The 22,546-nt window shown below is 53.6% G+C and carries 22 protein-coding genes; 8 read left to right on the plus strand and 14 right to left on the minus strand.

Going from position 1 to position 22,546, the window contains the following annotated elements; translation table 11 throughout:
- Positions 1 to 13: 13 nt before the first annotated feature.
- The 11 genes from emrA to ACKI5T_RS10825 all read right to left on the minus strand — a co-directional run bounded on the left by emrA (position 14) and on the right by ACKI5T_RS10825 (position 11,877).
- A complete protein-coding gene (gene emrA / locus ACKI5T_RS10775) occupies positions 14 to 1,186 on the minus strand; it encodes a multidrug efflux MFS transporter periplasmic adaptor subunit EmrA (protein WP_015960157.1) in 1,173 nt (390 codons plus the stop codon).
- Positions 1,187 to 1,311: 125 nt separating this feature from the next.
- Positions 1,312 to 1,842: a multidrug efflux transporter EmrAB transcriptional repressor EmrR gene (gene emrR / locus ACKI5T_RS10780; protein WP_015960156.1), complete on the minus strand. Its 531-nt coding sequence runs from the start codon at positions 1,840 to 1,842 to the stop codon at positions 1,312 to 1,314.
- A gap of 380 nt (positions 1,843 to 2,222) precedes the next feature.
- Positions 2,223 to 3,407: an MFS transporter gene (locus ACKI5T_RS10785; protein WP_015960155.1), complete on the minus strand. Its 1,185-nt coding sequence runs from the start codon at positions 3,405 to 3,407 to the stop codon at positions 2,223 to 2,225.
- 368 nt (positions 3,408 to 3,775) lie between these two features.
- On the minus strand, positions 3,776 to 4,771 hold the full coding sequence (gene proX, locus ACKI5T_RS10790) for a glycine betaine/L-proline ABC transporter substrate-binding protein ProX (protein WP_015960153.1): 996 nt from the start codon (positions 4,769 to 4,771) through the stop codon (positions 3,776 to 3,778).
- Positions 4,772 to 4,960: 189 nt separating this feature from the next.
- Complete coding sequence (proW, locus tag ACKI5T_RS10795; RefSeq protein WP_407437346.1) at positions 4,961 to 6,028, minus strand: glycine betaine/L-proline ABC transporter permease ProW; 1,068 nt, start codon at positions 6,026 to 6,028, stop codon at positions 4,961 to 4,963.
- Positions 6,021 to 7,223: a glycine betaine/L-proline ABC transporter ATP-binding protein ProV gene (gene proV / locus ACKI5T_RS10800; protein WP_015960151.1), complete on the minus strand. Its 1,203-nt coding sequence runs from the start codon at positions 7,221 to 7,223 to the stop codon at positions 6,021 to 6,023. Before proV ends, proW begins: the two co-directional genes overlap by 8 nt.
- Before the next feature lie 332 nt (positions 7,224 to 7,555).
- Positions 7,556 to 8,515: a class 1b ribonucleoside-diphosphate reductase subunit beta gene (gene nrdF, locus ACKI5T_RS10805; RefSeq protein WP_407437348.1), complete on the minus strand. Its 960-nt coding sequence runs from the start codon at positions 8,513 to 8,515 to the stop codon at positions 7,556 to 7,558.
- Positions 8,516 to 8,524: 9 nt separating this feature from the next.
- A complete protein-coding gene (nrdE, locus tag ACKI5T_RS10810) occupies positions 8,525 to 10,669 on the minus strand; it encodes a class 1b ribonucleoside-diphosphate reductase subunit alpha (protein ID WP_407437349.1) in 2,145 nt (714 codons plus the stop codon).
- Positions 10,642 to 11,052 (minus strand): class Ib ribonucleoside-diphosphate reductase assembly flavoprotein NrdI, encoded by a 411-nt coding sequence (gene nrdI, locus ACKI5T_RS10815; protein ID WP_407437350.1) that lies wholly within the window; start codon positions 11,050 to 11,052, stop codon positions 10,642 to 10,644. Before nrdI ends, nrdE begins: the two co-directional genes overlap by 28 nt.
- Positions 11,049 to 11,303 carry a glutaredoxin-like protein NrdH gene (nrdH, locus tag ACKI5T_RS10820; protein WP_015960147.1) on the minus strand — a complete coding sequence of 85 codons (255 nt, stop codon included), beginning with the start codon at positions 11,301 to 11,303 and terminating at the stop codon, positions 11,049 to 11,051. Before nrdH ends, nrdI begins: the two co-directional genes overlap by 4 nt.
- Positions 11,304 to 11,550: 247 nt before the next feature.
- On the minus strand, positions 11,551 to 11,877 hold the full coding sequence (locus tag ACKI5T_RS10825; protein ID WP_015960146.1) for a DUF883 domain-containing protein: 327 nt from the start codon (positions 11,875 to 11,877) through the stop codon (positions 11,551 to 11,553).
- A 159-nt stretch (positions 11,878 to 12,036) separates the two neighbouring features.
- Here ACKI5T_RS10825 and ACKI5T_RS10830 point away from each other — a divergent pair, with 159 nt between their 5' ends.
- A complete protein-coding gene (locus ACKI5T_RS10830) occupies positions 12,037 to 12,381 on the plus strand; it encodes a DUF2002 family protein (protein WP_407437352.1) in 345 nt (114 codons plus the stop codon).
- Positions 12,382 to 12,413: 32 nt separating this feature from the next.
- Here the strand turns inward: ACKI5T_RS10830 and alaE are convergent, their stop codons facing one another.
- Positions 12,414 to 12,863, minus strand: coding sequence for an L-alanine exporter AlaE (gene alaE, locus ACKI5T_RS10835; RefSeq protein ID WP_015960144.1), 450 nt, complete (start codon positions 12,861 to 12,863; stop codon positions 12,414 to 12,416).
- Between the two features lie 651 nt (positions 12,864 to 13,514).
- Between alaE and stpA the strand changes: the two genes are divergently transcribed.
- The gene (gene stpA, locus ACKI5T_RS10840; protein WP_407437354.1) at positions 13,515 to 13,919 is read left to right on the plus strand and encodes a DNA-binding protein StpA; all 405 of its coding nucleotides are present in this window, start codon (positions 13,515 to 13,517) and stop codon (positions 13,917 to 13,919) included.
- A 41-nt stretch (positions 13,920 to 13,960) separates the two neighbouring features.
- Here stpA and ACKI5T_RS10845 read toward each other — a convergent pair whose 3' ends face one another.
- Positions 13,961 to 14,140: a hypothetical protein gene (locus ACKI5T_RS10845; protein ID WP_015960142.1), complete on the minus strand. Its 180-nt coding sequence runs from the start codon at positions 14,138 to 14,140 to the stop codon at positions 13,961 to 13,963.
- A gap of 218 nt (positions 14,141 to 14,358) precedes the next feature.
- On the opposite strand from ACKI5T_RS10845, the gene ACKI5T_RS10850 reads away from it, so the two are divergent.
- Positions 14,359 to 14,517, plus strand: a complete 159-nt coding sequence (locus tag ACKI5T_RS10850; protein ID WP_015960141.1) for a YqaE/Pmp3 family membrane protein — start codon at positions 14,359 to 14,361, stop codon at positions 14,515 to 14,517.
- A 3-nt stretch (positions 14,518 to 14,520) separates the two neighbouring features.
- On the opposite strand, the gene ACKI5T_RS10855 is transcribed toward ACKI5T_RS10850, so the two are convergent.
- Positions 14,521 to 15,450 (minus strand): LysR substrate-binding domain-containing protein, encoded by a 930-nt coding sequence (locus ACKI5T_RS10855; RefSeq protein WP_015960140.1) that lies wholly within the window; start codon positions 15,448 to 15,450, stop codon positions 14,521 to 14,523.
- Between the two features lie 368 nt (positions 15,451 to 15,818).
- Between ACKI5T_RS10855 and ACKI5T_RS10860 the strand changes: the two genes are divergently transcribed.
- The 5 genes from ACKI5T_RS10860 (at position 15,819) to ACKI5T_RS10880 (ending at position 22,535) form a co-directional block, all read left to right on the plus strand.
- Complete coding sequence (locus tag ACKI5T_RS10860) at positions 15,819 to 16,424, plus strand: ankyrin repeat domain-containing protein (protein ID WP_407437356.1); 606 nt, start codon at positions 15,819 to 15,821, stop codon at positions 16,422 to 16,424.
- 107 nt (positions 16,425 to 16,531) lie between these two features.
- A complete protein-coding gene (gene fdrA / locus ACKI5T_RS10865) occupies positions 16,532 to 18,073 on the plus strand; it encodes an acyl-CoA synthetase FdrA (RefSeq protein WP_407437358.1) in 1,542 nt (513 codons plus the stop codon).
- The gene (locus tag ACKI5T_RS10870) at positions 18,073 to 19,488 is read left to right on the plus strand and encodes a DUF1116 domain-containing protein (RefSeq protein ID WP_407437360.1); all 1,416 of its coding nucleotides are present in this window, start codon (positions 18,073 to 18,075) and stop codon (positions 19,486 to 19,488) included. The genes fdrA and ACKI5T_RS10870 overlap by 1 nt, the downstream gene beginning before the upstream one ends.
- An 11-nt stretch (positions 19,489 to 19,499) precedes the next feature.
- The gene (locus ACKI5T_RS10875) at positions 19,500 to 21,044 is read left to right on the plus strand and encodes a xanthine permease (protein WP_407437362.1); all 1,545 of its coding nucleotides are present in this window, start codon (positions 19,500 to 19,502) and stop codon (positions 21,042 to 21,044) included.
- A gap of 540 nt (positions 21,045 to 21,584) precedes the next feature.
- Positions 21,585 to 22,535, plus strand: a complete 951-nt coding sequence (locus ACKI5T_RS10880) for a carbamate kinase family protein (RefSeq protein ID WP_407437364.1) — start codon at positions 21,585 to 21,587, stop codon at positions 22,533 to 22,535.
- The last annotated feature ends 11 nt before the right edge of the window (positions 22,536 to 22,546 follow it).

Genomic DNA, 22,546 nt, shown 5'->3' on the forward strand with positions numbered 1-22,546 from the left:
GCTCACCTTCGGATTAACCGGCGTTCGCTTTCACGATGTCATCGATCAGCTTATTGACGGGATCAAGGCTGATTTCACGGGCATTACTTTCGTAAGCCGGATTAGTACGCACCTGGTTCGCCAGCATTTGGCCGTCACGATTGGTGGTATCAACGGTCACCAGCGTGGACAACCCGATACGCAGCGGATGATCCGTCAGCTGTTTTTGATCCAGTTCGATGCGCACCGGTAAACGCTGGACTACTTTGATCCAGTTGCCGGTCGCATTTTGCGCAGGCAGCAGAGAGAACGCGCTCCCGGTTCCCATATCCAGACCGACCACTTTCCCGGTGTATTCCACGTCATCGCCGTAAATATCACTGACGATAGTCGCCGTCTGGCCGATACGCATATGCGCGAGCTGCGTCTCTTTAAAGTTTGCATCTACCCACAGATTATTGGCCGGAACCACCGCCATCAGCGGCGTAGTCGGGCTAATCTGCGCGCCAGGCTGTACGGAACGTCGTGAGACGTAGCCGGTCATCGGGCTGACGATTTTGGTTCGTTGCAGGGCAAGCCAGGCGTTGCGCACTTCTGTCGCAGCCTGTTTCACCGCTGGTTGGTCTTCCAGGTTGGTGCCCAGAATCATCGCCTGATTCGCGTTGTACTGTTGGATTGCCACGTCAAGCTGTGCCTGTGCGCTGGCCACGGCATCACGCGCGTGCTGCAGCTCTTCGCGACCAATCAGGTTCGCCGTGCCAAGCGGTACGCGACGGTTCAAATCGCTTTGCGCCTGCGCCAGTGCGGTTTTCTGTACGTCGATGCTAGCCTGCAATTGCTTACTGTTAATCATCGACTGACGTGTTTGACGCACGCTGGAGGCCAGCTCGGTCTGCGCCTTTTCAAACGCCTGTTGAGCATCGGTCGGATCGAGCGTAACCAGCACATCGCCTTTTTGCACAAAGTCGGTATTGTCAGCCCAGACTTTCGTCACGCTGCCCGACACCTGGGCCATAATCTGAACCTGGTTCCCTGCCACGTATGCATCATCCGTTTCCTGAATATGACGCAGAACTAAAAACCAATAGATACCATATGCCACAGCAATAATAATAAAGAGCAAGGTCAGCAGCAGAAGGGCACTCTTACGTTTGCCTTTCTTGTTAGCTGGTTGCTGCGGGGGAATATTCTCCGCATTTGCGCTCATTGTTGTTCTCCACGATCTTCTTATTTTCACATCGGCTGAGCCGACCTGTTGTCAGAAAGGCCAGCAGTTTGATGTGCTGGCCTGTCAGTTATTGTTAAACCTGGATGTTTGAGCGTGTCGTCGTGTTAGCTCAGCGCCTCAAGAATGACGCCATCTTCATCCATCTGATCCAGACGGGTGAGGAGCTTACGGGTGATTTGCTCTAGCTGATCGCGCTCGGTAGTGCTCAGCGCCGACCAGAGTTGGTGCAGGCAGTTGTGCTGAGGTGGCAGCACACCGCGCAGGAATTCGTGACCTTTGTCGGTCAATTGTAGATGCAAACAACGGCGGTCGTTGTCGCTTTCACGGCGCTCAATCCAGCCGCGTTTTTCCAGCTCATCGGCGATGCGAGTGGCATTGGTACGCGATGAACCCAGCGCACAGCTCAGTTCGGACGGCTGAATGCTGTGATCTTCCTGAGACTCCAGGGTAATCAACGCCATAAATAACGTCTCGTTAATCCCTTGAGCTTTCAGCATTTTATTGCGATTTTCCAGCAGTTTGCCTTGCATGTGCATGCACAGGCGAGTCAGCAGAATTTCCTGATACGGGAAGTCCTCGTGACGACTGGCGCGAAATTTAAGCATTTGTTCAATGGGGGTAAACGAACTATCCATTTGGGCATGACCTCATTAATTACAGTCGATATAGTAACGACAGTGACAAATAATGTAAATGAATTATTTGTGCGGTTATATCCGCCAAACTTATATCACTGTCAGCAAGTGCCGGGTGAATCCGTGACCCGGTGAGCACAGAAACGGAAGGGCAAACGCCCACGAAAGACGGGGTCGGGCGATAAGAAACAGCATGAGGTTTCAAACGGATAGGATGTAATATCAACCTGGAGGAGCTGGGAGCAGCCTGTAGGTCTGAACTGTTCATGCGGTAATCTAATATGTCACCCATATTAAAATTTCTGGGATAAATGATTACGTTAACCTTAACAGACTGCAGGGCTCCTTAACACCCTAAGAAGCCCAAACCGATGTAAAGCTTAGTTAATTGCTTCCTGGAGGTGATATCCGCGCCACCAGATGAGTAAGTTGATGACGGCAACGAGTGTTCCCGCCAGACACACACCTGTCCAGCCAGCGTGTTGCCACGCCGATGCAGAAATCAGAGACCCCGCTGCGCCACCGATGAAGTAGCTGGTCATGTAACCGGCCGTCAGGCGGTTACGCGCCTCGGGTTGCAGGCGATAGATAACCGTCTGGTTGGTGATATGCACGCCCTGAACCGTCAGGTCGAGTACCAGAATCCCAACAATCAGCGCCATCACTGAAAAATGGCCGTACCAGATAGCCGCCCACGAGAGCAGCAGCAGAATCAGCCCTGCAGTGGTAGTCAGGTGCGATTTGCCTTTATCCGCCAGCCCACCGGCAGGACGTGCGCCTAACGCGCCCGCCGCGCCCGCCAGACCAAACAGGCCAATCATGCCTTCGGAATAGTTAAACGGCGGCGAGGCCAGCAGGAACGCCATCGACGTCCACAAAATGCTGAAGTTGGCGAAGGTGAAACAACCAAGCAACGCGCGGGTCCGCAGCAGTTTATCTTGTGTGAATAAGCTGAACACGGACCCAAGCAGCTGCGGATAATTCAGATGATTTTCCTGCTTCACTTTTGGCAATCCGCGCCACAGCGCCAGGGCCATGATCACCATAAGCACCGATGCCACCCAGTAAACGGTGCGCCAGCCGCCGAGGCTTGCCAGCAATCCCGCTACCGTTCGCGCCAGTAAAATCCCGAGCAATAAACCGCTCATGATGGTCCCGACCACTTTGCCGCGTTTATCAGGCGCTGCCAGCGTGGCCGCCAGAGGCACCAGAATTTGTGCGACAACCGAGAACAACCCCGTGAGCGCGGTGCCGATAATCATCATCGTGAGCGACTGGCTGGATGCGGTGATCAGCATGCCGCCAGCGGCCAGCAGCGTCATGGAGACAATCAGCCTGCGGCGTTCAAACATATCGCCTAGCGGCACCAGGAACAGCAAACCGGCGGCGTAGCCCAGCTGTGCAGCGGTCACAATAAATCCCGCGGAGCTGGCTGAGAGGGAAAAGGCGCGCGCGATGGTGTCCAGCAGTGGCTGCGCGTAATAGTTACTGGCGACCGCCAGGCCTGTTGCCACAGACATTAAAAGGATCAGTGCCGGGCTAAGCCCTTGAGTTGTTTTTGTCATGAGATTCAGGAATCGTGAGTTAAGTGATTATTTTTCCAGAAACCAATCATAACGGATGATGATGAATGTTGGGGAATTGTTGCGTGGTGGATTGTGCGGTTTTGGTCTATGGCCTGATTACGGACTTTTATTGTGGGGTGAGGGTCGTTGTGCCTTTATTTATCAGGAGAAAATGTATTTGAGGAAATACAGAAACAAAAGGCGATGGCCCCCTTAACACGTTCACCGGTTCTGGTGTAACAAAGAGGCCGAGAACGAAAGGTGAACGGAACGAACCTCCGAGCCGCCTGTTCCCCCTCACCCCAGCCCTCTCCCCAGGAGGAGAGGGCGTTGTCCGTGCGGACATACCAAGGGCGAGTGGAAAAAGACTATTTCTGAGCGGCCAGCGCCTCTTTCACCCAGCCATCAAACTGCTGCTGGTGGGCTTTGATCCAGCCGTCAACGTGACCCTGAATATTTGCATCGGACGATTTGCCTTCATGCATCATCGCGTTCTGCGCGTTGATATCCGCCAGTGGCAGTTTCATCACCGAGAACAGTTTCGCCGCCGCCGGGTTTTTCTCCGCCCAGGCTTTGTTCGCCACGATATGCATCGTATTCACCGGGAAGCCATAGTTCATGCCGTTCGGCAGCTTGGTGTCGATATCTTTTTGCTCGCCTGGCAGAGAGGAGAACGGCACCTGCAGCCACACCACATCTTTACCCGGCTTCAACACATCGCTCACCCAGTACGGAGTCCAGGTGTAATAGATAACCGGTTTGCCTTCTTTAAAGCGCGCGATAGTATCCGCCATCATCGCCGAGTAATTCCCGTGGCTCACGTCAACGGTCTTCTCAAGATCGAACGCTTTGTTCTGATGGTTAATCACCGCTTCACAACCCCAGCCTGGGGAGCAGCCCATCATGTCGGCTTTACCGTCACCGTTGGTGTCGAACAGTTTGGCTATCTTAGGATCTTTCAACTGCTCAATATTGGTGATGTGGTATTTCTCGGCGGTTTTCTTGTCGATCAAATAGCCCTGCGCCGCACCGGTCACAAATGTCCCTTCGCGATAGAATTTTTTACTCCCGCCCGCAGCAGCGTACATATCATCATGCAGCGGCTTCCAGTTAACGGCGGTGAACGTGGCGTCGCCAGAGGCGATCGAGGTATAGCCCACGTTGTAATCTACTTCACTTGGCTTATTGACCGTATAGCCCAGTTTTTCCAGCGCGCGGCTGACGATCATAGTCTGGAACGTCTCTTCTGAAATGGTGCTCTGAACCGGTTGAACGGTAATGCCTTTGCCCGGGAGATCAGCCGCAAATGTGCTGGTTGAGACAAGGGTGGCAAACGCTGTGGCAAAAAGTACGTTATGTCGCATCGTTGTTCCTTATTACACTTCATTATTCAGGCCGCTTCTTTGTTGGCTGCACTCATTCACCCCAGTTACGTACGACCTGTACGCTCCCGGGGATTCATTCGTTTGCCGCCGCGATGCAGCCTGCATAATTTTGCGTAAAGTTCATGAGTTGAAGACCCGGTGGCAATATGCCATCGGGTGCTGACAGGATTACTTCGTGAATGGACGGCTTAGCAGACCGACAGGACCGGTTTGATACCAGCGACGGTTACCGCGACTGCGTGAATCGCGACCGACAGCCTGGGTCAGGCGGTCAAGAATGATGGCGAGGATCACGATCCCCACGCCGCCCACGGTCGCCAGACCCATGTCGAGACGGCCAATACCGCGCAGTACCATCTGGCCAAGCCCGCCAACGGCGATCATCGAGGCGATCACTACCATGGAGAGGGCGAGCATCAGCGTCTGATTAACTCCCGCCATAATGGTGGGCATGGCCAGCGGTAGCTGGACTTTGAACAGCATCTGTCGCGGGCTTGCGCCGAACGAACGCGAAGCTTCAATCAAATCGGCTGGCACCTGGTTAATACCCAAAATCGTCAGGCGAATAATCGGCGGCAGGGCGAAGATAATGGTCACCACGACCCCCGGCACGTTACCGATACCGAACAGCATGACAATCGGCACCAGATAGACAAACGCCGGTGTGGTCTGCATCGCATCAAGCAGTGGCCGGATGATTTTGGCGGCCCTCGGACTGCGCGCCAGCCAAATCCCCATCGGTAAACCGATGATGATGCAGAAGAACAGGGCGGTAAGCACCAGCGCCAGCGTAACCATGGCCTGCGACCACGCGCCGATAGCGCCAATCGCAATCAGTGAGATCAGCGTGGCGATCCCCATTCCTGCGCGACCGAACTGCCAGGCGATCAGGGCGAACAGCATGATTGCCACTGGCGCAGGCATGCCCAGCAACATTTGCTGGAAGCCGTTCAGGATGTAATCCACCGGCACGCGAATGCCCTGGAACACCGGACGGAAGTGCGTCACCACCCAGTCGATCCCTTCCGTCACCCAGCTGTCAAGCGGGATCAGCGTTTTATGGAACGGGTCCATAATATTGAAATGTTCCGGCGCAGGCGCTGGCGCACTGTTCAGCCAGTCTGCTGAGCTGCCGCCATCGGTAGGCGCGGGCGTCGAAGAACCCCACGCATCTGCCGATTGTGCTGCGTTATCTGCGGATTCTGTGGTTCCCCACGGGTTTGATTGATCAGCCATTGTTTGCCCCCTCGCGATCTAAAGCCTGCAGCAACATCCGTTTTGAGATGATGCCGACGTATTGTTGTTCTTCTCCGATAACCGGTACGGCGCACGGCGCCTGACCCACATGAGAGAGCAACTCGCTGAGCGGTGTTTCGGCGTCCACGGCAAGTGGAGCGTCAATTAACGCCGCATCGATTCCCAGATTTTCGCTTAACGCGCTTTTCAGTGAATCGATGGAGACAATGCCAACATATTTATTACCGCGTTCAATCACATAGCCGTATTCACGGTCTTCATCCTGCAGCAGCTTCAGCGCCGATCGCGGGCCAAAACCAGGCGTACGACGAATAATGCCGTTCAGCGCACGGCGGGCAATATCTTTGGCGCTAAAGACCTGGCTAATATCTACGCCACGGAAGAAGGTCCGCACATAATCATTTGCCGGATTATTCAGAATTTCGTCCGGGGTGCCGACCTGAACCACTTCGCCATTTTGCATAATGGCAATACGGTCGCCAATTCGCATGGCTTCATCCAGATCGTGGGAAATAAACACCACGGTGCGCTGATGTTTTGCCTGGAGTTTTACCAGTTCATCCTGCATCTCGGTACGAATTAAAGGATCGAGCGCCGAGAAGGCTTCATCCATTAATAAGATATCGGGGTTAATCGCTAATGCGCGGGCCAAACCCACACGCTGGCGCATACCGCCCGAGAGTTCATCCGGATAGCCATGAGCGTAATTTTCAAGCCCAACCTGACGCAATGCATCCAGCGCTTTTTCCTGGCGCTCAGCCGCAGGGATTCCCGCTAATTCCATACCGAAGGCGGTATTATCCAATACCGTCATATGTGGCATTAGCGCGAATGACTGGAAGACCATTGCAATCTTTTTCCTGCGCACTTCGCGCAGCTCAGCATCGGATATTTTTGCGATATCCACGCCGTCAATCAGCACCTGTCCACGAGTGGGTTCAATCAGGCGATTGAGAAGGCGTACCATGGTGGATTTACCCGAACCGGATAATCCCATGATGACGAAAATCTCGCCTTCTTCAATGGCCAGACTGGCGTCTTTAACGCCAAGCGAAAGCCCTGTTTTCTCCAGGATTAATTCTTTTGAAAGTCCTTTTTCAATATATTTGAAGGCTCGCTGCGGATTATCGCCAAATACTTTATACAGATTTTTAACTTCTAATTTAATTGCCATGCAATAGAGTCTGTCCTGTTATTTATCTATGTCGATATCATTACCAGTGGAAATAATTAGCCGTCATTACCCTAACATACTCAGAATCTGAGACAACCCTTGCCAGGCTTGAGGTCTGAATTTTGCAACAAGCGAAACGGCTGAATTTCCCATGAGATAAGGGCTGAGCGCTGGTCGAATTTTTCTGATATTTTTGTCAATCCACAGGAGAATTCCACCTGAATCGGAATGATTCAGGTGAATATGAAGCCAGGATGACAGTGTAGATGATGGGGAAATATAAGTCGGAGATTTTAGGATTTATATTAAATTAATGAGCGCTATATTTTGTCTCAAAAATCCCAATCTGCATCTTCGGTTTCCACCGCTTTTCCCATCACATAAGACGAACCTGAGCCGGAGAAGAAATCATGATTTTCGTCGGCATTTGGAGAGAGGGCAGCCAGAATCGCCGGGTTCACGTCGGCCATTTCCGGTGGGAACAGCGCTTCATAGCCGAGGTTCATTAGCGCTTTGTTGGCGTTGTAGCACAGGAACGCTTTCACATCCGTTTCCCAGCCTGTTCCGGCGTACAACTCTTCGGTATAACTCAGCTCGTTATCGTACAAATCCATCAGCAAATCGAGTGCAAATCCTTTCAGTTCTTCCCGTTTTGCTTCACTGATTTTCTCCAGCCCTTTCTGATATTTATAGCCAATGTAATAGCCATGTACCGCTTCATCCCGAATGATCAGGCGAATCAGATCGGCGGTGTTGGTGAGCTTGCCGCGACTCGACCAGTACATCGGCAGCCAAAAACCAGAATAAAAGAGGAAAGATTCCAGGAACACGCTGGCAATTTTCTTCTTTAAAGGGTCATCGGCGTGATAATACTCCAGCACCAGCTGGGCTTTACGTTGTAGCGAGGCTGACGCTTCGCTCCAGGAATAGGCGGCATCCACATCTTTGGTCTGGCACAACGTCGAGAAAATCGAGCTGTACGACCGGGCATGCACCGCTTCCATAAAGCTGATATTCGACATCACCGCTTCTTCATGTGGCGTGAGCGAATCGCCCATCAGCGCGGGCGCACCCACACTATTTTGAATGGTGTCCAACAGCGTCAGGCCCGTGAACACGCGGATCGTCAGCTGCTGCTCGGCGTGGCTCAGCGTTTGCCAGGCCGGGATATCGTTCGACAGCGGCACTTTTTCAGGTAGCCAGAAGTTGCTGGTTAGACGGTTCCAGACCTCCAGGTCTTTATCGTCCTGAATCTTGTTCCAGTTGATGGCACTTACGCGTGACAGTTTCATCCTTTCTCCTTACAGCGCGCAGGACACGCAGCCTTCGATTTCGGTGCCTTCCAGCGCAAGCTGGCGCAGGCGAATGTAGTACAGCGTCTTAATGCCCTTTTTCCAGGCATAAATCTGCGCCTTGTTGATGTCGCGCGTGGTGGCGGTGTCGGGGAAAAAGAGGGTTAATGACAGCCCCTGATCGACATGCTTCGTGGCCTCGGCGTAGGTATCAATAATTTTCTCCGGCCCGATTTCGTAGGCATCCTGATACAGCGCCAGGTTTTCGTTGGTCATAAACGGAGCGGGATAGTAAACGCGCCCGGTTTTGCCTTCTTTGCGAATTTCAATTTTCGAGACAATCGGGTGAATGCTCGACGTCGCGTGGTTGATATACGAGATCGATCCGGTCGGCGGCACCGCCTGCAGATTCTGGTTATAGATGCCGAACGTCATCACGTCGTCACGCAGCTGCTGCCACATCTCTTGCGTGGGTAACGTGACGCCTGCGCGGGCAAACAGCGCACGCACTTTCTCGGTTTTCGGCTGCCAGCTGTTTTCCAGATACTGATTAAAATACTCACCGCTGGCGTAACGGGATTTTTCAAACCCGTCGAAGCGCTGGTTGCGCTCGCGAGCCAGCATCATCGAAGTATTCAGCGCATGCCAGGTGATGGTATAGAAATAGAGGTTGGTGAAATCCAGCCCCTCCGGGCTGCCGTAGGCAATCCCCTCGCGGGCCAGATAGCCGTGCAGATTCATCTGCCCAAGCCCAATGGCGTGTGAAGCCGCATTTCCCGTTTCAATCGACGGCACGCTGCGGATATGACTCATGTCCGATACCGCCGTCAGCCCGCGGATTGCCGTTTCGACGGTACGGCCAAAATCGGGTGAATCCATGGTATGGGCAATATTCAGCGAGCCCAGATTGCAGGAGATATCTTTGCCGGTGTGCGCGTAATCCAGATTCTCGTCGTAGGTCGACGCGCTATTAACCTGCAAAATCTCTGAGCACAGGTTGCTCATATTGATGCGCCCGGCGACGGGGTTTGCGCGATTCACCGTGTCTTCATACATGATGTACGGATAGCCAGACTCAAACTGGATCTCGGCAAGCGTCTGGAAGAAATCACGGGCATTGATGAATTTTTTGCGCACGCGATCGTCGGCCACCAGTTCATCGTACAGTTCACTGATCGCCACATCACCAAAGGGTTTGCCGTAAATACGTTCGATATCGTAGGGCGAAAACAGCGCCATCTCGGCGTTTTCTTTCGCTAACTGGAAGGTGATATCCGGGATCACCACGCCCAGGGAAAGGGTTTTGATACGAATTTTTTCATCGGCGTTTTCACGCTTGGTATCCAGAAAACGCAGAATATCCCGGTGATGCGCATGCAGATAAACCGCGCCTGCGCCCTGGCGTGCTCCCAGCTGATTGGCATAGGAAAACGCATCTTCCAGCATTTTCATCACCGGGATAACGCCCGACGACTGGTTCTCGATGCGCTTAATCGGCGCACCGGATTCACGCAAATTGGAAAGCAGAAACGCAACGCCGCCACCGCGTTTTGATAATTGCAGGGCAGAGTTCACCGCACGGCCAATCGACTCCATATTGTCTTCGATTCGCAACAGGAAACAGGACACCAGCTCGCCGCGCTGCGCTTTGCCGCAGTTCAGGAACGTCGGTGTGGCAGGCTGAAAACGCGCGGAAAGCATTTCGTCCATCAGCTGCTCTGCCAGGTTTTCATCCCCTTGCGCCAGCGTCAGCGCCACCATACACACGCGGTCTTCAAAGCTTTCGAGGTAGCGCTTACCGTCGAAGGTTTTGAGCGTGTAACTGGTGTAGTACTTCCATGCGCCCAGGAACGTCTGGAAACGAAAACCGCTGGCGTGGGCGCGTTCAAACAGATTCAGTACAAAGGGACGATCGTAGCGAGTGAGCACACGCTCTTCGTAATACCCTTCGCTCACCAGATAGTCGAGACGCGCGTCCTGGCTGGCAAACGGTACGCTGTTGGGGCGGACGTGGGCGGCAAAAAAGGCGTCCACCGCCTCGGCATCTTTCCCGAACTGAATATGCCCCTTGCGATCGTAGAGGTTAAGCATGGCATTCAGCGCGTGGTAATCCGTTGATCCCTGCATTACGCGTTCTGCGGTTGTCGTTGCCAAAATTCGTTCACTCCTTTACGCACGTTTTCGACGTCCTGCTGCGTCCCCATCAGTTCAAAACGATAGAGATACGGCACGCCACATTTTTGAGAAATCAGGTCCCCGGCACGACAGAAGGCGTCGCCGAAGTTGCGATTGCCTGCCGCGATAACGCCGCGAATCAGCGCCCGGTTATCGGGATCGTTGAGAAAACGGATGACCTGACGCGGCACCGCGCCCGCCGTTCCGCCACCGCCATAGCTGGGGACCACCAGAATATAAGGTTCGTCTACCTGAATACGTTCGCGTTCGTTAAGCGGAATGCGCACGGCGGGCAGCCCGACACGCTCGATAAAGCGGAGCGTATTTTCCGAACTGCTGGAGAAGTAGACGAGCACACTCATGCGCTGGCGGCTTGGGTTTGCAGGCGGTTAATCATGTCCGGGCGAAAGCCTGACCAGCTGGTTTCGCCAGCGATCACCACTGGCAATTGGCGAAAACCTTGCTCGCGAAGCGTGTCGGCGGCCTCGGGGACTAAATCCACATTCACCATCTCAAACTCAACGCCGCGGCTTTCCATCGCCCGCTTGGTCGCGTGGCACTGAACACAGTCGTTACGAGTGTAAATAGTAATGCTCATGATTCGTATTTCCATCCAGAGTGAGGGAACGGCGCGATTGAACGCGTCAGGTTGTGTGTATCTCGTTAAAGGAGATACTAGATGTAGTTGATGTAAGTTTCAACCACACAAGATATGGGAAATTTGAATTGATTGCGCAGCAATGGTGAGCACAGCGGTGCAGGGCAGATGACAGGGGAGTTGTGGCGATTTTGTTGGCATAAAAATAAAAACCCCCGCTCGCGAGGGCGAACGAGGGTTCATTAATAATACCAGCGCGGAATTATTTACGTAGCGTCAGTAACGCGCCGATAAAAATCCCGACGGCGGCGACAGTACCAATCGCACACACCGGTTTTTCACGAACGAACGTACTTGCACATCCGATGGCATCGCACGCGGCTTGCGAAGTGCGAGAGCGGCCATTCATGCGCGCACGGGTTTCACGTAGCAAAGACTGAGCCTTACGTCTGGCGACATCCGCCTCGTCCTTTGCATCTGAGCCCCAGGATTTTAAAACATCTTCCAGCGTGTCAGCTAATTGGCTGACATCATTACGAATATCCTGAGCGTCGTCATTAATATCGTTTCGGTTCGGTCTGTTAAACATACGATCCTCCATAATTTGTGTTCACATTCAGTTTAGCCCATGATTTTAATATCTGAAGCGAGTCGTGACGAATCTCGCCGTTTATGGATTTATCTGAAAGCGCTACGAATGCGGATTAATGTAAGGTTGCCCGGCAGTAAAAGATAACGAGGATAAAATATGTATTTACGACCCGATGAGGTGGCGCGCGTTCTTGAAAAAGCGGGTTTCATCATGGATGTAGTCACACAAAAAACATACGGTTATCGCCGTGGCGATAATTATGTCTATGTTAATCGCGAGGCTCGAATGGGTCGCATGGCGCTGATTATTCACCCGACCCTAAAAGACAGAAGTTTGTCATTTGCTGAGCCAGCCTCGGATATCAAAACCTGCGATCATTATCAGGAATTCCCCCTGTATTTAGCGGGTGAAAGACATGAGCATTACGGTATTCCGCACGGTTTTAGCTCCCGCATGGCGCTGGAGCGATTTCTGCAAGGATTGTTTGGCGAAGCGCAATAATCACGCGACTGGCAGTAGCCAGTCGCAGTCGATCACGCTTTAGACGTTGTGTACTGACTCACCTTGAACAAGCGGCGACAGTAGTCAAGGAAGTAGCCGTAGGCCGCGCCCATCATCATTGACACCACAATATTCGAACTGACGGCAGCGGCAATCTGATGCCAGTCAGCACCGACTGTAAGCAAAATCGCGACATAAACCGGTGACTGAAATGTCACATACGCCAGCACGTCTGCCAGGTTTTTCATCCAGCCAGAAGGACTGGTTCTGCGCGCGATGCGCATGATCGCATCACGGTAAAAACCATACGGCCATGCAATAAGGATATTGACCGGAATGGCCACAAGCCTGGAAGAAAGCGACTGCTCAAAAGACATTCCGGAGAGGAATATCTCGATCAGCATGTTCACTACGGAACAGTAGACAACCATCGCGAAAGTGTCTGCAACTGCATGGCGCAGGCGAGACTGCGGTGAGAACATGTCCAAACTCCTTGAGAAGAACACAGTACAGAGATTATACCCGCGGCGTATGGTGCTTTAGGTTGTTTTGTTTGATGTGTATAGAGTATATCTCTGCCTGTTAACGCACAATGAGTGATTAATTTTTATTAAACGGCGTTTTTCCCATAAAATTCTCTAAAAAAGTCTGCTTTTTCATCGCGGTGGTGATTTCTGTTTTGTGGTTATTAATAGTGATAATTATCAATTAGTTAGTTTTGTGTCTGTTAAGGGCGAGCAAACCTTCAGCGTTCAATTAGCAGGCTGTTCTTTCTACCGTTCAAAAAATGCGCTATTTGTGATGAATGTTCTTTTTGTACAGGAAAAGCAGTCAAAAACTCTGTGAGCTCTATGGGGGTTCTATGCGGATAAGGTGACTGATTAGTCAGTTGCCAGGGTTGGGAGGCAGTACGGCTGTTCAAAATAGCGGAGTTATAATTTTAAAAAATTGTGTGATGAATAAAATGAAAAAGCATTAAATGATGAAAATAAAAAGTAACAATATTTAAATAACTATTTTTTGAATATCCTTAATAATTGTCTGGGAGGAATGAAACTGGATATTCAAAGTAAAGTGGATTACCATGTTGTCCTATTGCTCATTGAATCAACTCATAAAAGGTCTTCAGTAATATGTCCTCAATGTTACAAAATCTTAATAATATCCGTACCCTTCGCGCAATGGCGCGTGACTTCTCAATTGACGTGCTCGAAGAAATGCTGGAGAAATTCCGCATTGTTACGGAAGAAAAACGTAATGAGCAAAACGAAATGCAACAGCAGCAGGCTGAGCAGCAGCAGAAAATTAATGCGCTGCTTGAGCTGATGAAAGCCGACGGTATTTCTCCAGAAGACTTACTGGGTAAAGAAGTGTTAAAAGGCGCAAGCCAGCAGCAGAAACGTCAGGCACGTGAAGCGAAATATCGTTTTACGGACGTGAATGGCGAAGAAAAAACCTGGACAGGTCAGGGTCGTACGCCGAAAGCGATTGCAACTGCACTGGCGAACGGCAAATCACTGGAAGATTTCTTAATCTAATCGTGATGTATTGCAGGGCGGTTTTTCACCGCCCTGAAGTATTAGCAAACGCCGAAATCGCCGTCTTCTTTATACAGCGTCACATCCGCCGCCTTCAACGTGTACTTCTCTCCCTGCTCCTGACTCGCCTGAACAGCGATAATTTGATCGTCATGCACTTCAACGATTTTCAGTTTCGGGCCGCCCATACGCGGTTGCACAAGATCGCCAACAGAAAACATAACATCCTCCTCGTTTAGTGACCTTTACCTTAGCCCACGTGTCAGGCTCGGTACAGGGGTAACGCCGGTTTACCCCTTAATCGCCAGTCTCTATCAGTGTAAAGAGGGTAAAGGAGGGTAAAAGCGCAGCTGCGGGGTGGCGGAACACGCTAAACTCGCTACGCTTAGAGATAAATCTCTTTTTTAACAATTACCTGCTTAGTTTGTATGGAGAATGTATGGGTTTCTGGCGTGTTGTTTTAACGATTATTTTACCGCCGCTTGGCGTGCTGCTTGGCAAAGGTTTTGGTTGGGCATTCCTGCTTAATATCGTCCTGACCCTGTTGGGGTATATCCCAGGATTGATTCACGCTTTCTGGGTGCAAACCCGCAATTAGATTTTACGTTCGCCAGAGTAAATCGCTATAGATTCCGGTCAGCACTCCCTGCGGGGCAAACTGCTGTTTGATCCAGCGGGTGACCTGACCGGTCGCCGCATGCTGCGTTGCCAGCAACATACGCGAATCCTGACGCGGATTGTTAATCCGACGCGTAACCAGCAGCCCATCTTCCATCGCTTCTCGCGCCATATGTTCAGGCAAAAAACCAATCCCATCGCCCAGGATCTGACACTGACATTTGGTGTTAAAGTCCGGGACCAGAATCGCCTCCTGCCCGTGTAACAACCATCCTACTTTTTTATTGATGGTATGCGCCGTATCTTCGACCATGATGTTCGGATACAGCCGGAGCTGGCTTTCGGCGATGGGTTCGGGCGCAAATGCGAGCGGATGCTGAGGGGAAATCGCAAACACCCAACGAATCGCCCCAATTTCGGTGTAATCAATGCCTCCGCCATCCAGCAGCGTATCCGGCGCACCAATCGCAATATTTGCCTGATTATTAATAATGGAATCCCAGACGCCGTTATACACCTCGGTTGTCACCGTAATCTGACAGGTAGGAAACTGCTTTTTTAGCACCTGGAGCAGCCTGGCCGTATGGCGCGGGGTATATAAAAGCTGGTTGATACAAATACGCACCCGCGCTTCAATTCCCTGAGAAATCGTATCTATCCCGCGCTTAATGGCGTGGAAGTCATTCAGCAGATCGGTCGCTTTGCGATAAAAGTAAAAGCCGGATTCGGTCAGTTCAATGCTGCGCGTATTGCGCACAAACAGCACCACATCCAGCCCTGTCTCCATGCGCTTGATGGTGTAGCTAATCGCCGACGTGGTCACGCCCAACTCTTCAGCCGCTTTGCTGAAACTGCCAAACCGCGCAGCGGTGGTGAATGCCAGCAGGTTTTCTTCCGTAAAAATCGAATTCATCGCCTGCGCGCTCCGCTTAATGGGCAAATGGGATTATTGAATCTATTTGTAATCTGCGTTAACGGCAATCAGTTTTGAACAAAATTTAACACTGCAGTCACAACTGATTTGAACAGAATCACACTTCTGTGATTTTGTTTCAGCCCACGGCTGGCAAGGGGTCTTGAGCCATAAGCAGAATGCCGCTTTGCAGGTGAAAAGCGGGCTAACGATAAGAAAAACATTGCTCAGACGCACGTTTTGACTCCATTGTTAATTTTAATTCAACAATCCCTGACCTTATGATGAATGATATTTAAGCGGATTCTTTTATGCATGCGCTGTTGCTATTCTCAGACCATCAGAAATGAAAACATCGGAGTCTTAATATGTCTGCAAATGAACTCGTTACTGAATTTCTGCTGGCTGCAGAACAGGGCAATGCCAATGCGCTTCAGGCCTGTCTGGATAAAGGCGTGGATATCAACGCTACGAATCGTCAGAAAAGAACCGCCGTTATTATTGCCAGTCTGCATAAACATTATTCTTGCGTTGAACTGCTTATTTCCGCAGGCGCGGATATCGATAAGCAAGATCAAACCTGTTTTAACCCGTTCCTGATTAGCTGCCTGACTAACGACGTAACCCTGCTGCGCATCGTGCTGCCAGCCAACCCGGATCTCGACCGTTTGACGCGTTTCGGCGGTGTGGGCATCACTCCGGCTAGTGAAAAAGGGCACGTTGAAATCGTGCGCGAGCTGCTGACCCACACGGATATCAACGTTAACCACACTAATTTTGTTGGCTGGACGCCGCTGCTGGAGGCCATCGTATTAAACGACGGTGGGGCAAAACAGCAGGAGATCGTCAAGCTGCTGCTCGACCACGGCGCGAATCCGCATATGACGGATAAATACGGTAAATCACCTCTCGAACTGGCGCGCGAAAAAGGCTATCACCCGATTGCAGATCTGCTGTTAGCCGCCGGCGCGTAATTCATTCGGCAAGTCTTATCGGGCTTGCCTGCACTAAAAAATATCACTTTCACATCATGCCTTAAACATGATGACGGCCCCCTTTTGCCCGCATTCGGGAGGAAATAATGCCTACCAAAATCGTTATAAAAAAGAATACCTATTTTGATTCAGTCTCGCTGATGTCGGTCTCGACCAAAGCCAATAAATTGCCCGGCGTTGAACAGGCATTTATCGCGATGGCGACCGAAATGAATAAAGGCGTCTTAAAAAACCTCGGGCTACTAACGCCGGAATTGCAGGACGCTAAAAATGGCGACCTGATGATCGTGATTAAAGGCGAATCGGCGGATGACGAAACGCTGGCCGCCATCGAGGGGTTATTTACCCGCAAAGAGAGCTCGGGCTCACACGAATCGCGTTACGCCACGCTCGCCAGCGCCAAAACTCACCGTCCGGAAAGCAATCTGGCGGTCATTTCCGTCAACGGACTCTTTGCCGCCCGCGAAGCGCGTCAGGCGCTGGAAAACGGTCTCAACGTGATGCTCTTTTCCGATAACGTCAGTCTGGACGACGAGCTGGCGCTCAAGCAGCTGGCGCACGACAAAGGGTTGCTGATGATGGGACCGGACTGCGGCACCGCCATCATTAACGGTGCAGCGCTGTGCTTTGGCAACGCGGTTCGCCGTGGTCCGATTGGCATCGTGGGGGCATCTGGCACCGGTAGCCAGGAATTGAGCGCGCGCATTCATGAATTTGGCGGCGGGATTTCTCAGTTGATTGGCACGGGCGGGCGCGATCTCAGCGAGAAAATCGGCGGTCTGATGATGCTCGACGCCATCAACATGCTCGAAGCCGACGACGCCACCCAGGTCATTACGCTTATCTCCAAACCGCCAGCGCCCTCGGTTGCTGAAAAAGTGCTGGCCCGCGCCCGTGCCTGCCGCAAGCCGGTGGTAGTCTGTTTCCTCGGTCGCAATGCACCGCCTGCCGATGAAGACGGCCTGCAGTTTGCACGCGGCACAAAAGAGGCAGCACTCAAAGCGGTCCTGCTGACCGGCATCAAAAAAGAGTCGCTGGATCTGCACCCGCTCAACTGGCCGCTGATTGAAGAGGTGCGCGCCCGCCTGACGCCGCAGCAAAAATACATTCGCGGCCTGTTCTGCGGCGGCACGCTGTGCGACGAAGCAATGTTCGCCGCGCTGGAGAAATTCGACGACGTCTACAGCAACATTCAACCCGATCCGACGAAACGCTTAATCGATGTGAACGTCAGTAAAGCCCACACCTTCCTCGATTTCGGTGATGACGATTTCACCAACGGCAAGCCGCACCCGATGATCGACCCGACCAACCGCATCAGCCGCCTGTTACAGGAAGCGCGCGACCCGGAAGTGGGCGTCATCGTGATGGATTTTGTACTCGGTTTCGGCTCGCATGAAGACCCGGTCGGCGTGATGCTCGACGCGATCAAAGAGGCGCAGGCGATAGCCAAGGCCGACAACCGCCCGCTGGAAATCCTGGGCTACGTGCTGGGCACCGATCTCGATACGCCAGCGCTTTCGCAGCAGTGTCAGTTGCTCACCGACGCGGGCGTTATCTGGGCGAGCAGCAGCACCAATACGGGATTACTGGCGCGTGAATTTGTCTGCAAAGGGGAGAAAGCCTAATGAAAACCTTATTCAACCAGCCATTGAACGTCATTAACGTCGGGATCGCCCTATTCAGCGACGACCTGAAAAAGCAGCACGTTCCCGTCACGCAGCTCGACTGGACCCCGCCGGGGCAGGGCAATATGCAGGTGGTGGAAGCGCTGGATCAGCTGGCGAATGCCCCGCTGTCCGACAAAATCGCTGCCGCAAATAAAATCGCACTGGAGCGCATTATTCAGTCTCATCCGGTGCTGGTGGGCTTTGATCAGGCCATCAACGTGGTGCCTGGCATGACGCGCACCACCATTCTGCACGCTGGCCCACCGGTGGCGTGGGAAAATATGTGCGGCGCGATGAAAGGTGCGGTGACGGGCGCGCTGGTGTTTGAAGGGCTGGCGAGCAATCTGGACGAGGCCGACACGCTGGCCGCATCGGGAAAAATCACCTTCTCGCCGTGCCACGAGCACGACTGCGTCGGGTCGATGGCGGGCGTCACATCAGCCTCGATGTTTATGCATATCGTCGAAAACAAAACCTACGGCAACCGCGCGTTTACCAATCTCAGCGAGCAGATGGCGAAAATCCTGCGTATGGGAGCCAACGACCAGAGCGTGATCGACCGTCTGATCTGGATGCGTGACGTGCTCGGCCCGATGCTGCGCGACGCGATGAAGATTATCGGCGAAATCGATCTGCGGTTGATGCTGGCGCAGGCGCTGCACATGGGCGACGAGTGCCATAACCGCAATAACGCAGGCACCACGCTGCTGATTCAGGCGCTGACGCCGGGGCTGATTCAGGCGGGCTATCCGGTTGAGCAGCAGCGCCAGGTGTTTGAGTTTGTCGCCAGCAGCGACTACTTCTCCGGCCCAACGTGGATGGCGATGTGCAAAGCCGCGCTGGATGCCGCCCACGGCGTTGAATACAGCACTGTGGTCACCACCATGGCGCGCAATGGTTACGAATTCGGCCTGCGCATTTCCGGTCTGCCGGGGCAATGGTTCACCGGTCCGGCGCAGCAGGTGATCGGCCCGATGTTTGCGGGTTACAAGCCTGAAGATTCCGGCCTGGACATTGGCGACAGCGCTATCACTGAAACCTACGGCATCGGCGGTTTTGCAATGGCGACGGCTCCGGCCATTGTCGCGCTGGTGGGCGGTACGGTTGATGAGGCCGTCGATTTCTCGCGGCAGATGCGTGAAATCACGCTCGGCGAAAACCCGAACGTCACCATTCCGCTGCTGTCGTTTATGGGCATTCCTACGGCGATTGATATCACCAAAGTGGCGGGCAGCGGCATTTTACCGGTGATTAACACCGCCATCGCCCACAAAGACGCCGGTATTGGCATGATTGGGGCGGGCATCGTTCACCCGCCGTTTAGCTGTTTTGAAAAGGCGCTGTTGACCTTCCGCGATCGCTACTTCCTATAAGGTAAGCATCCATGAAAAGCATCAAACTGGAGTGGAAAAGAGGTGACTGGGCGGCATATTTCGGGTTGATGACCAACAACCTGACCAATTTGCTCACCATGATGGGGCTGCTCATTTTTGTCGTCGGCATCCCGAAAGAGATTGTTTATGGACGTATTGCGCCGGCCTTCGGGCTGGCGGTGCTGGTGGCGAGTGTGTGTTACACCTGGTTTGGCCTGCAAATGGCGCGTCAAACCGGGCGTAACGATGTCACGGCGCTGCCGTCTGGGCCTAGCGCACCGTCGATTTTTACCGTCACGTTTCTGGTGCTCATGCCGGTTTATCAGCAAACCGGGGATGCTGACTTTGCCATCCAGATTGGTCTGGTGTGGTGTTTTGTTGAAGCGATGATTCTGGCGGGCGGTTCGTTCCTGGGCGAAACCATCCGCAAGATGATCCCACGCACCGTGCTGTTGTCGTGTTTGTCCGGCCTGGGTCTGCTGCTGCTGGCGATGAACCCGATGCTGCAGGCGTTTGAAGCGCCGACCGTGTCGTTCATCGTGCTGCTGCTGATCTTCATCAACTGGTTTGGCAAAAAGCCGATTTTTGCCCGCATTCCGACCGGTTTGCTGCTGCTGATTGCCGGCACGGCGCTGGCGTGGATCTCCGGTCTGCAAAGCCCGGATGCGATTAAAGCGTCGATGTCGTCGTTTGGCTTTAACCCACCGGAAGTCCATGTTGACAGCTTTATGCAGGGCCTGCCGCACGCGCTGCCGTATCTGGCTTCGGCAGTGCCTTTGGGACTCGCGAACTACATCTTTGACCTCGAGAACATCGAAAGTGCCCACGCGGCGGGGGATCCCTACCCAACGCGCAAAGTCATGCTGGCGAACGGCCTGGCGTCGATGCTTGGCTGTCTGATGGGGAACCCGTTCCCGGTGACGGTTTATGTCGGTCACGCGGGCTGGAAAGCGATGGGCGCAAGCATCGGCTATACGCTGGCGTCTGGCGTCACCATGTTCATTGTGCCGCTGTTCGGGCTGGGGGCGTTTATGCTCGCCATCATTCCGATGACCGCCATCGTGCCGATTCTGGTGTTTATCGGCGTCGTCACTGCCAACCAGGTGGTGAGGGAAACACCCAAAGTGGAGGTGCCCGTCATCTTTATCTGTTTGTTCCCATGGATCGCCAACTGGGCGCTCACCATGATGAACAGCGTGATGGGGGCGGCGGGAACCAACGCGGCGAAAATCGGCACCGACGTGCTGCACAGCAAAGGAATTTACTACGAAGGGCTGATGCACCTCGGCAACGGCGCACCGCTCGCCAGTATGCTCTGGGGCTGTATCGCGATTTTTGCCATCATCAATAAACCGCTGCGCGGTGCGATTGCCGCTGCGGTCGGTGCGCTGTTGGCGCTGTTCGGTGTGATCCACGCGCCGGTTGTGGGTTTCGCAGAGGGCAGCTCGCTGACGTTCGTCACGGCCTATCTGATGATGAGCGGCATGTTCGTGGTGAAACATTTCCTCGAGAGCCGTGAAGCGGCGCGTGCGGGAGCCCCGATTTCAGAGTCCTGATAATGCCTGATGCCCTCACCCTAACCCTCTCCCACAGGGAGAGGGGATAGTCAGGAGTGGCCTTTACGTCCTCCCACAGGGAGAGGGGGCAGTCAGGAGCGGCCTTTACGTCCTCCCACAGGGAGAGGGGGCAGTCAGGAGTGGCCTTTACGTCCTCCCACAGGGAGAGGGGACAGTCAGGAGTGGCCTTTACGTCCTCCCACCGGGAGAGGGGGCAGTCAGGAGCGGCCTTTACGTCCTCCCACCGGGAGAGGGGATAGTCAGGAGTGGCCTTTACGTCCTCCTACCGGGAGAGGGGGCAGTCAGGAGTGGCCTTTACGTCCTTCCACCGGGAGAGGGGATAGTCAGGAGCGGCCTTTACGTCCTCCCACCGGGAGAGGGGGCAGTCAGGAGTGGCCTTTACGTCCTCCCACCTGATGAGGGGATTGCCCGGAGTAATTTTTTCGCTCTCGGCCACAGAGTGAGGGGGCTTTACTCCCTCTCCCCGTGGGAGAGGGCTGGGGTGAGGGCACCAGACCGCACTTTTTCAAAGGAAAAAAGATGAAAGAACTCATGGTCGTCGCCATCGGCGGCAACAGCATTATCAAAGACAACGCCAGCCAGTCGATTGAACATCAGGCGCAGGCGGTCAAAGCGGTCGCGGACTCGGTGCTGGAAATGCTGGCCTCCGATTACGACATCGTCCTGACGCACGGCAACGGCCCGCAGGTGGGATTAGATCTGCGTCGCGCCGAAATCGCGCACGAGCGCGAAGGGTTGCCGCTGACCCCGCTCGCCAACTGCGTGGCGGACACCCAGGGCGGAATTGGCTATCTGATTCAGCAGGCGCTCAACAACCGCCTGGCCACGCGCGGGGAGCAAAAAGCGGTCACGGTCGTCACGCAGGTTGAAGTCGACAAAAACGATCCCGGCTTTGCCCATCCCACCAAACCGATCGGCGCGTTCTTCAGCGAAGCCCAGCGCGATGAGCTACAGCTCGCCCATCCCGACTGGCATTTCGTTGAAGACTCCGGGCGCGGCTACCGTCGCGTGGTGGCTTCTCCACAACCCATACGGATCGTAGAAGCGGACGCCATCAAAACCTTGACGCAAAAAGGCTTCGTGGTGATCGGCGCAGGCGGTGGCGGGATCCCGGTGACACGCGCCGAAACGGGCGAGTATCAAAGCGTGGATGCCGTCATCGATAAAGATCTCTCCACCGCGCTGCTGGCGCGTGAGATCCACGCCGACGTGCTGGTGATCACTACCGGCGTCGAGAAAGTGTGCATCAACTTTGGCAAGCCAAACCAGCAGGCGCTGGACACGGTGAGCGTCGCGCAGATGACGCGCTACAAGGAGGAGGGGCATTTCCCGGCGGGCAGCATGTTGCCCAAAATCGTTGCCTCACTGGAGTTTCTTCGCCATGGCGGCAAACGGGTAATCATCACCTCGCCAGACTGCCTGCCCGCGGCGCTGCGCGGTGAAACGGGCACCCATATTGTGAACGTATAAGAATAAGGAAG

Source organism: Lelliottia sp. (assembly GCF_045627565.1).
Taxonomy (GTDB): Bacteria; Pseudomonadota; Gammaproteobacteria; order Enterobacterales; family Enterobacteriaceae; genus Enterobacter.

What these genes read in the sequence shown, in the direction of transcription:
- emrA (WP_015960157.1), bottom strand. Translation starts at nt 1,186, where the DNA reads ATGAGCGCAAATGCGGAGAATATTCCCCCGCAGCAACCAGCTAACAAG.
- emrR (WP_015960156.1), bottom strand. Translation starts at nt 1,842, where the DNA reads ATGGATAGTTCGTTTACCCCCATTGAACAAATGCTTAAATTTCGCGCC.
- ACKI5T_RS10785 (WP_015960155.1), bottom strand. Translation starts at nt 3,407, where the DNA reads ATGACAAAAACAACTCAAGGGCTTAGCCCGGCACTGATCCTTTTAATG.
- proX (WP_015960153.1), bottom strand. Translation starts at nt 4,771, where the DNA reads ATGCGACATAACGTACTTTTTGCCACAGCGTTTGCCACCCTTGTCTCA.
- proW (WP_407437346.1), bottom strand. Translation starts at nt 6,028, where the DNA reads ATGGCTGATCAATCAAACCCGTGGGGAACCACAGAATCCGCAGATAAC.
- proV (WP_015960151.1), bottom strand. Translation starts at nt 7,223, where the DNA reads ATGGCAATTAAATTAGAAGTTAAAAATCTGTATAAAGTATTTGGCGAT.
- nrdF (WP_407437348.1), bottom strand. Translation starts at nt 8,515, where the DNA reads ATGAAACTGTCACGCGTAAGTGCCATCAACTGGAACAAGATTCAGGAC.
- nrdI (WP_407437350.1), bottom strand. Translation starts at nt 11,052, where the DNA reads ATGAGTGTGCTCGTCTACTTCTCCAGCAGTTCGGAAAATACGCTCCGC.
- nrdH (WP_015960147.1), bottom strand. Translation starts at nt 11,303, where the DNA reads ATGGAAATACGAATCATGAGCATTACTATTTACACTCGTAACGACTGT.
- ACKI5T_RS10825 (WP_015960146.1), bottom strand. Translation starts at nt 11,877, where the DNA reads ATGTTTAACAGACCGAACCGAAACGATATTAATGACGACGCTCAGGAT.
- ACKI5T_RS10830 (WP_407437352.1), top strand. Translation starts at nt 12,037, where the DNA reads ATGTATTTACGACCCGATGAGGTGGCGCGCGTTCTTGAAAAAGCGGGT.
- alaE (WP_015960144.1), bottom strand. Translation starts at nt 12,863, where the DNA reads ATGTTCTCACCGCAGTCTCGCCTGCGCCATGCAGTTGCAGACACTTTC.
- stpA (WP_407437354.1), top strand. Translation starts at nt 13,515, where the DNA reads ATGTCCTCAATGTTACAAAATCTTAATAATATCCGTACCCTTCGCGCA.
- ACKI5T_RS10845 (WP_015960142.1), bottom strand. Translation starts at nt 14,140, where the DNA reads ATGTTTTCTGTTGGCGATCTTGTGCAACCGCGTATGGGCGGCCCGAAA.
- ACKI5T_RS10850 (WP_015960141.1), top strand. Translation starts at nt 14,359, where the DNA reads ATGGGTTTCTGGCGTGTTGTTTTAACGATTATTTTACCGCCGCTTGGC.
- ACKI5T_RS10855 (WP_015960140.1), bottom strand. Translation starts at nt 15,450, where the DNA reads ATGAATTCGATTTTTACGGAAGAAAACCTGCTGGCATTCACCACCGCT.
- ACKI5T_RS10860 (WP_407437356.1), top strand. Translation starts at nt 15,819, where the DNA reads ATGTCTGCAAATGAACTCGTTACTGAATTTCTGCTGGCTGCAGAACAG.
- fdrA (WP_407437358.1), top strand. Translation starts at nt 16,532, where the DNA reads ATGCCTACCAAAATCGTTATAAAAAAGAATACCTATTTTGATTCAGTC.
- ACKI5T_RS10870 (WP_407437360.1), top strand. Translation starts at nt 18,073, where the DNA reads ATGAAAACCTTATTCAACCAGCCATTGAACGTCATTAACGTCGGGATC.
- ACKI5T_RS10875 (WP_407437362.1), top strand. Translation starts at nt 19,500, where the DNA reads ATGAAAAGCATCAAACTGGAGTGGAAAAGAGGTGACTGGGCGGCATAT.
- ACKI5T_RS10880 (WP_407437364.1), top strand. Translation starts at nt 21,585, where the DNA reads ATGAAAGAACTCATGGTCGTCGCCATCGGCGGCAACAGCATTATCAAA.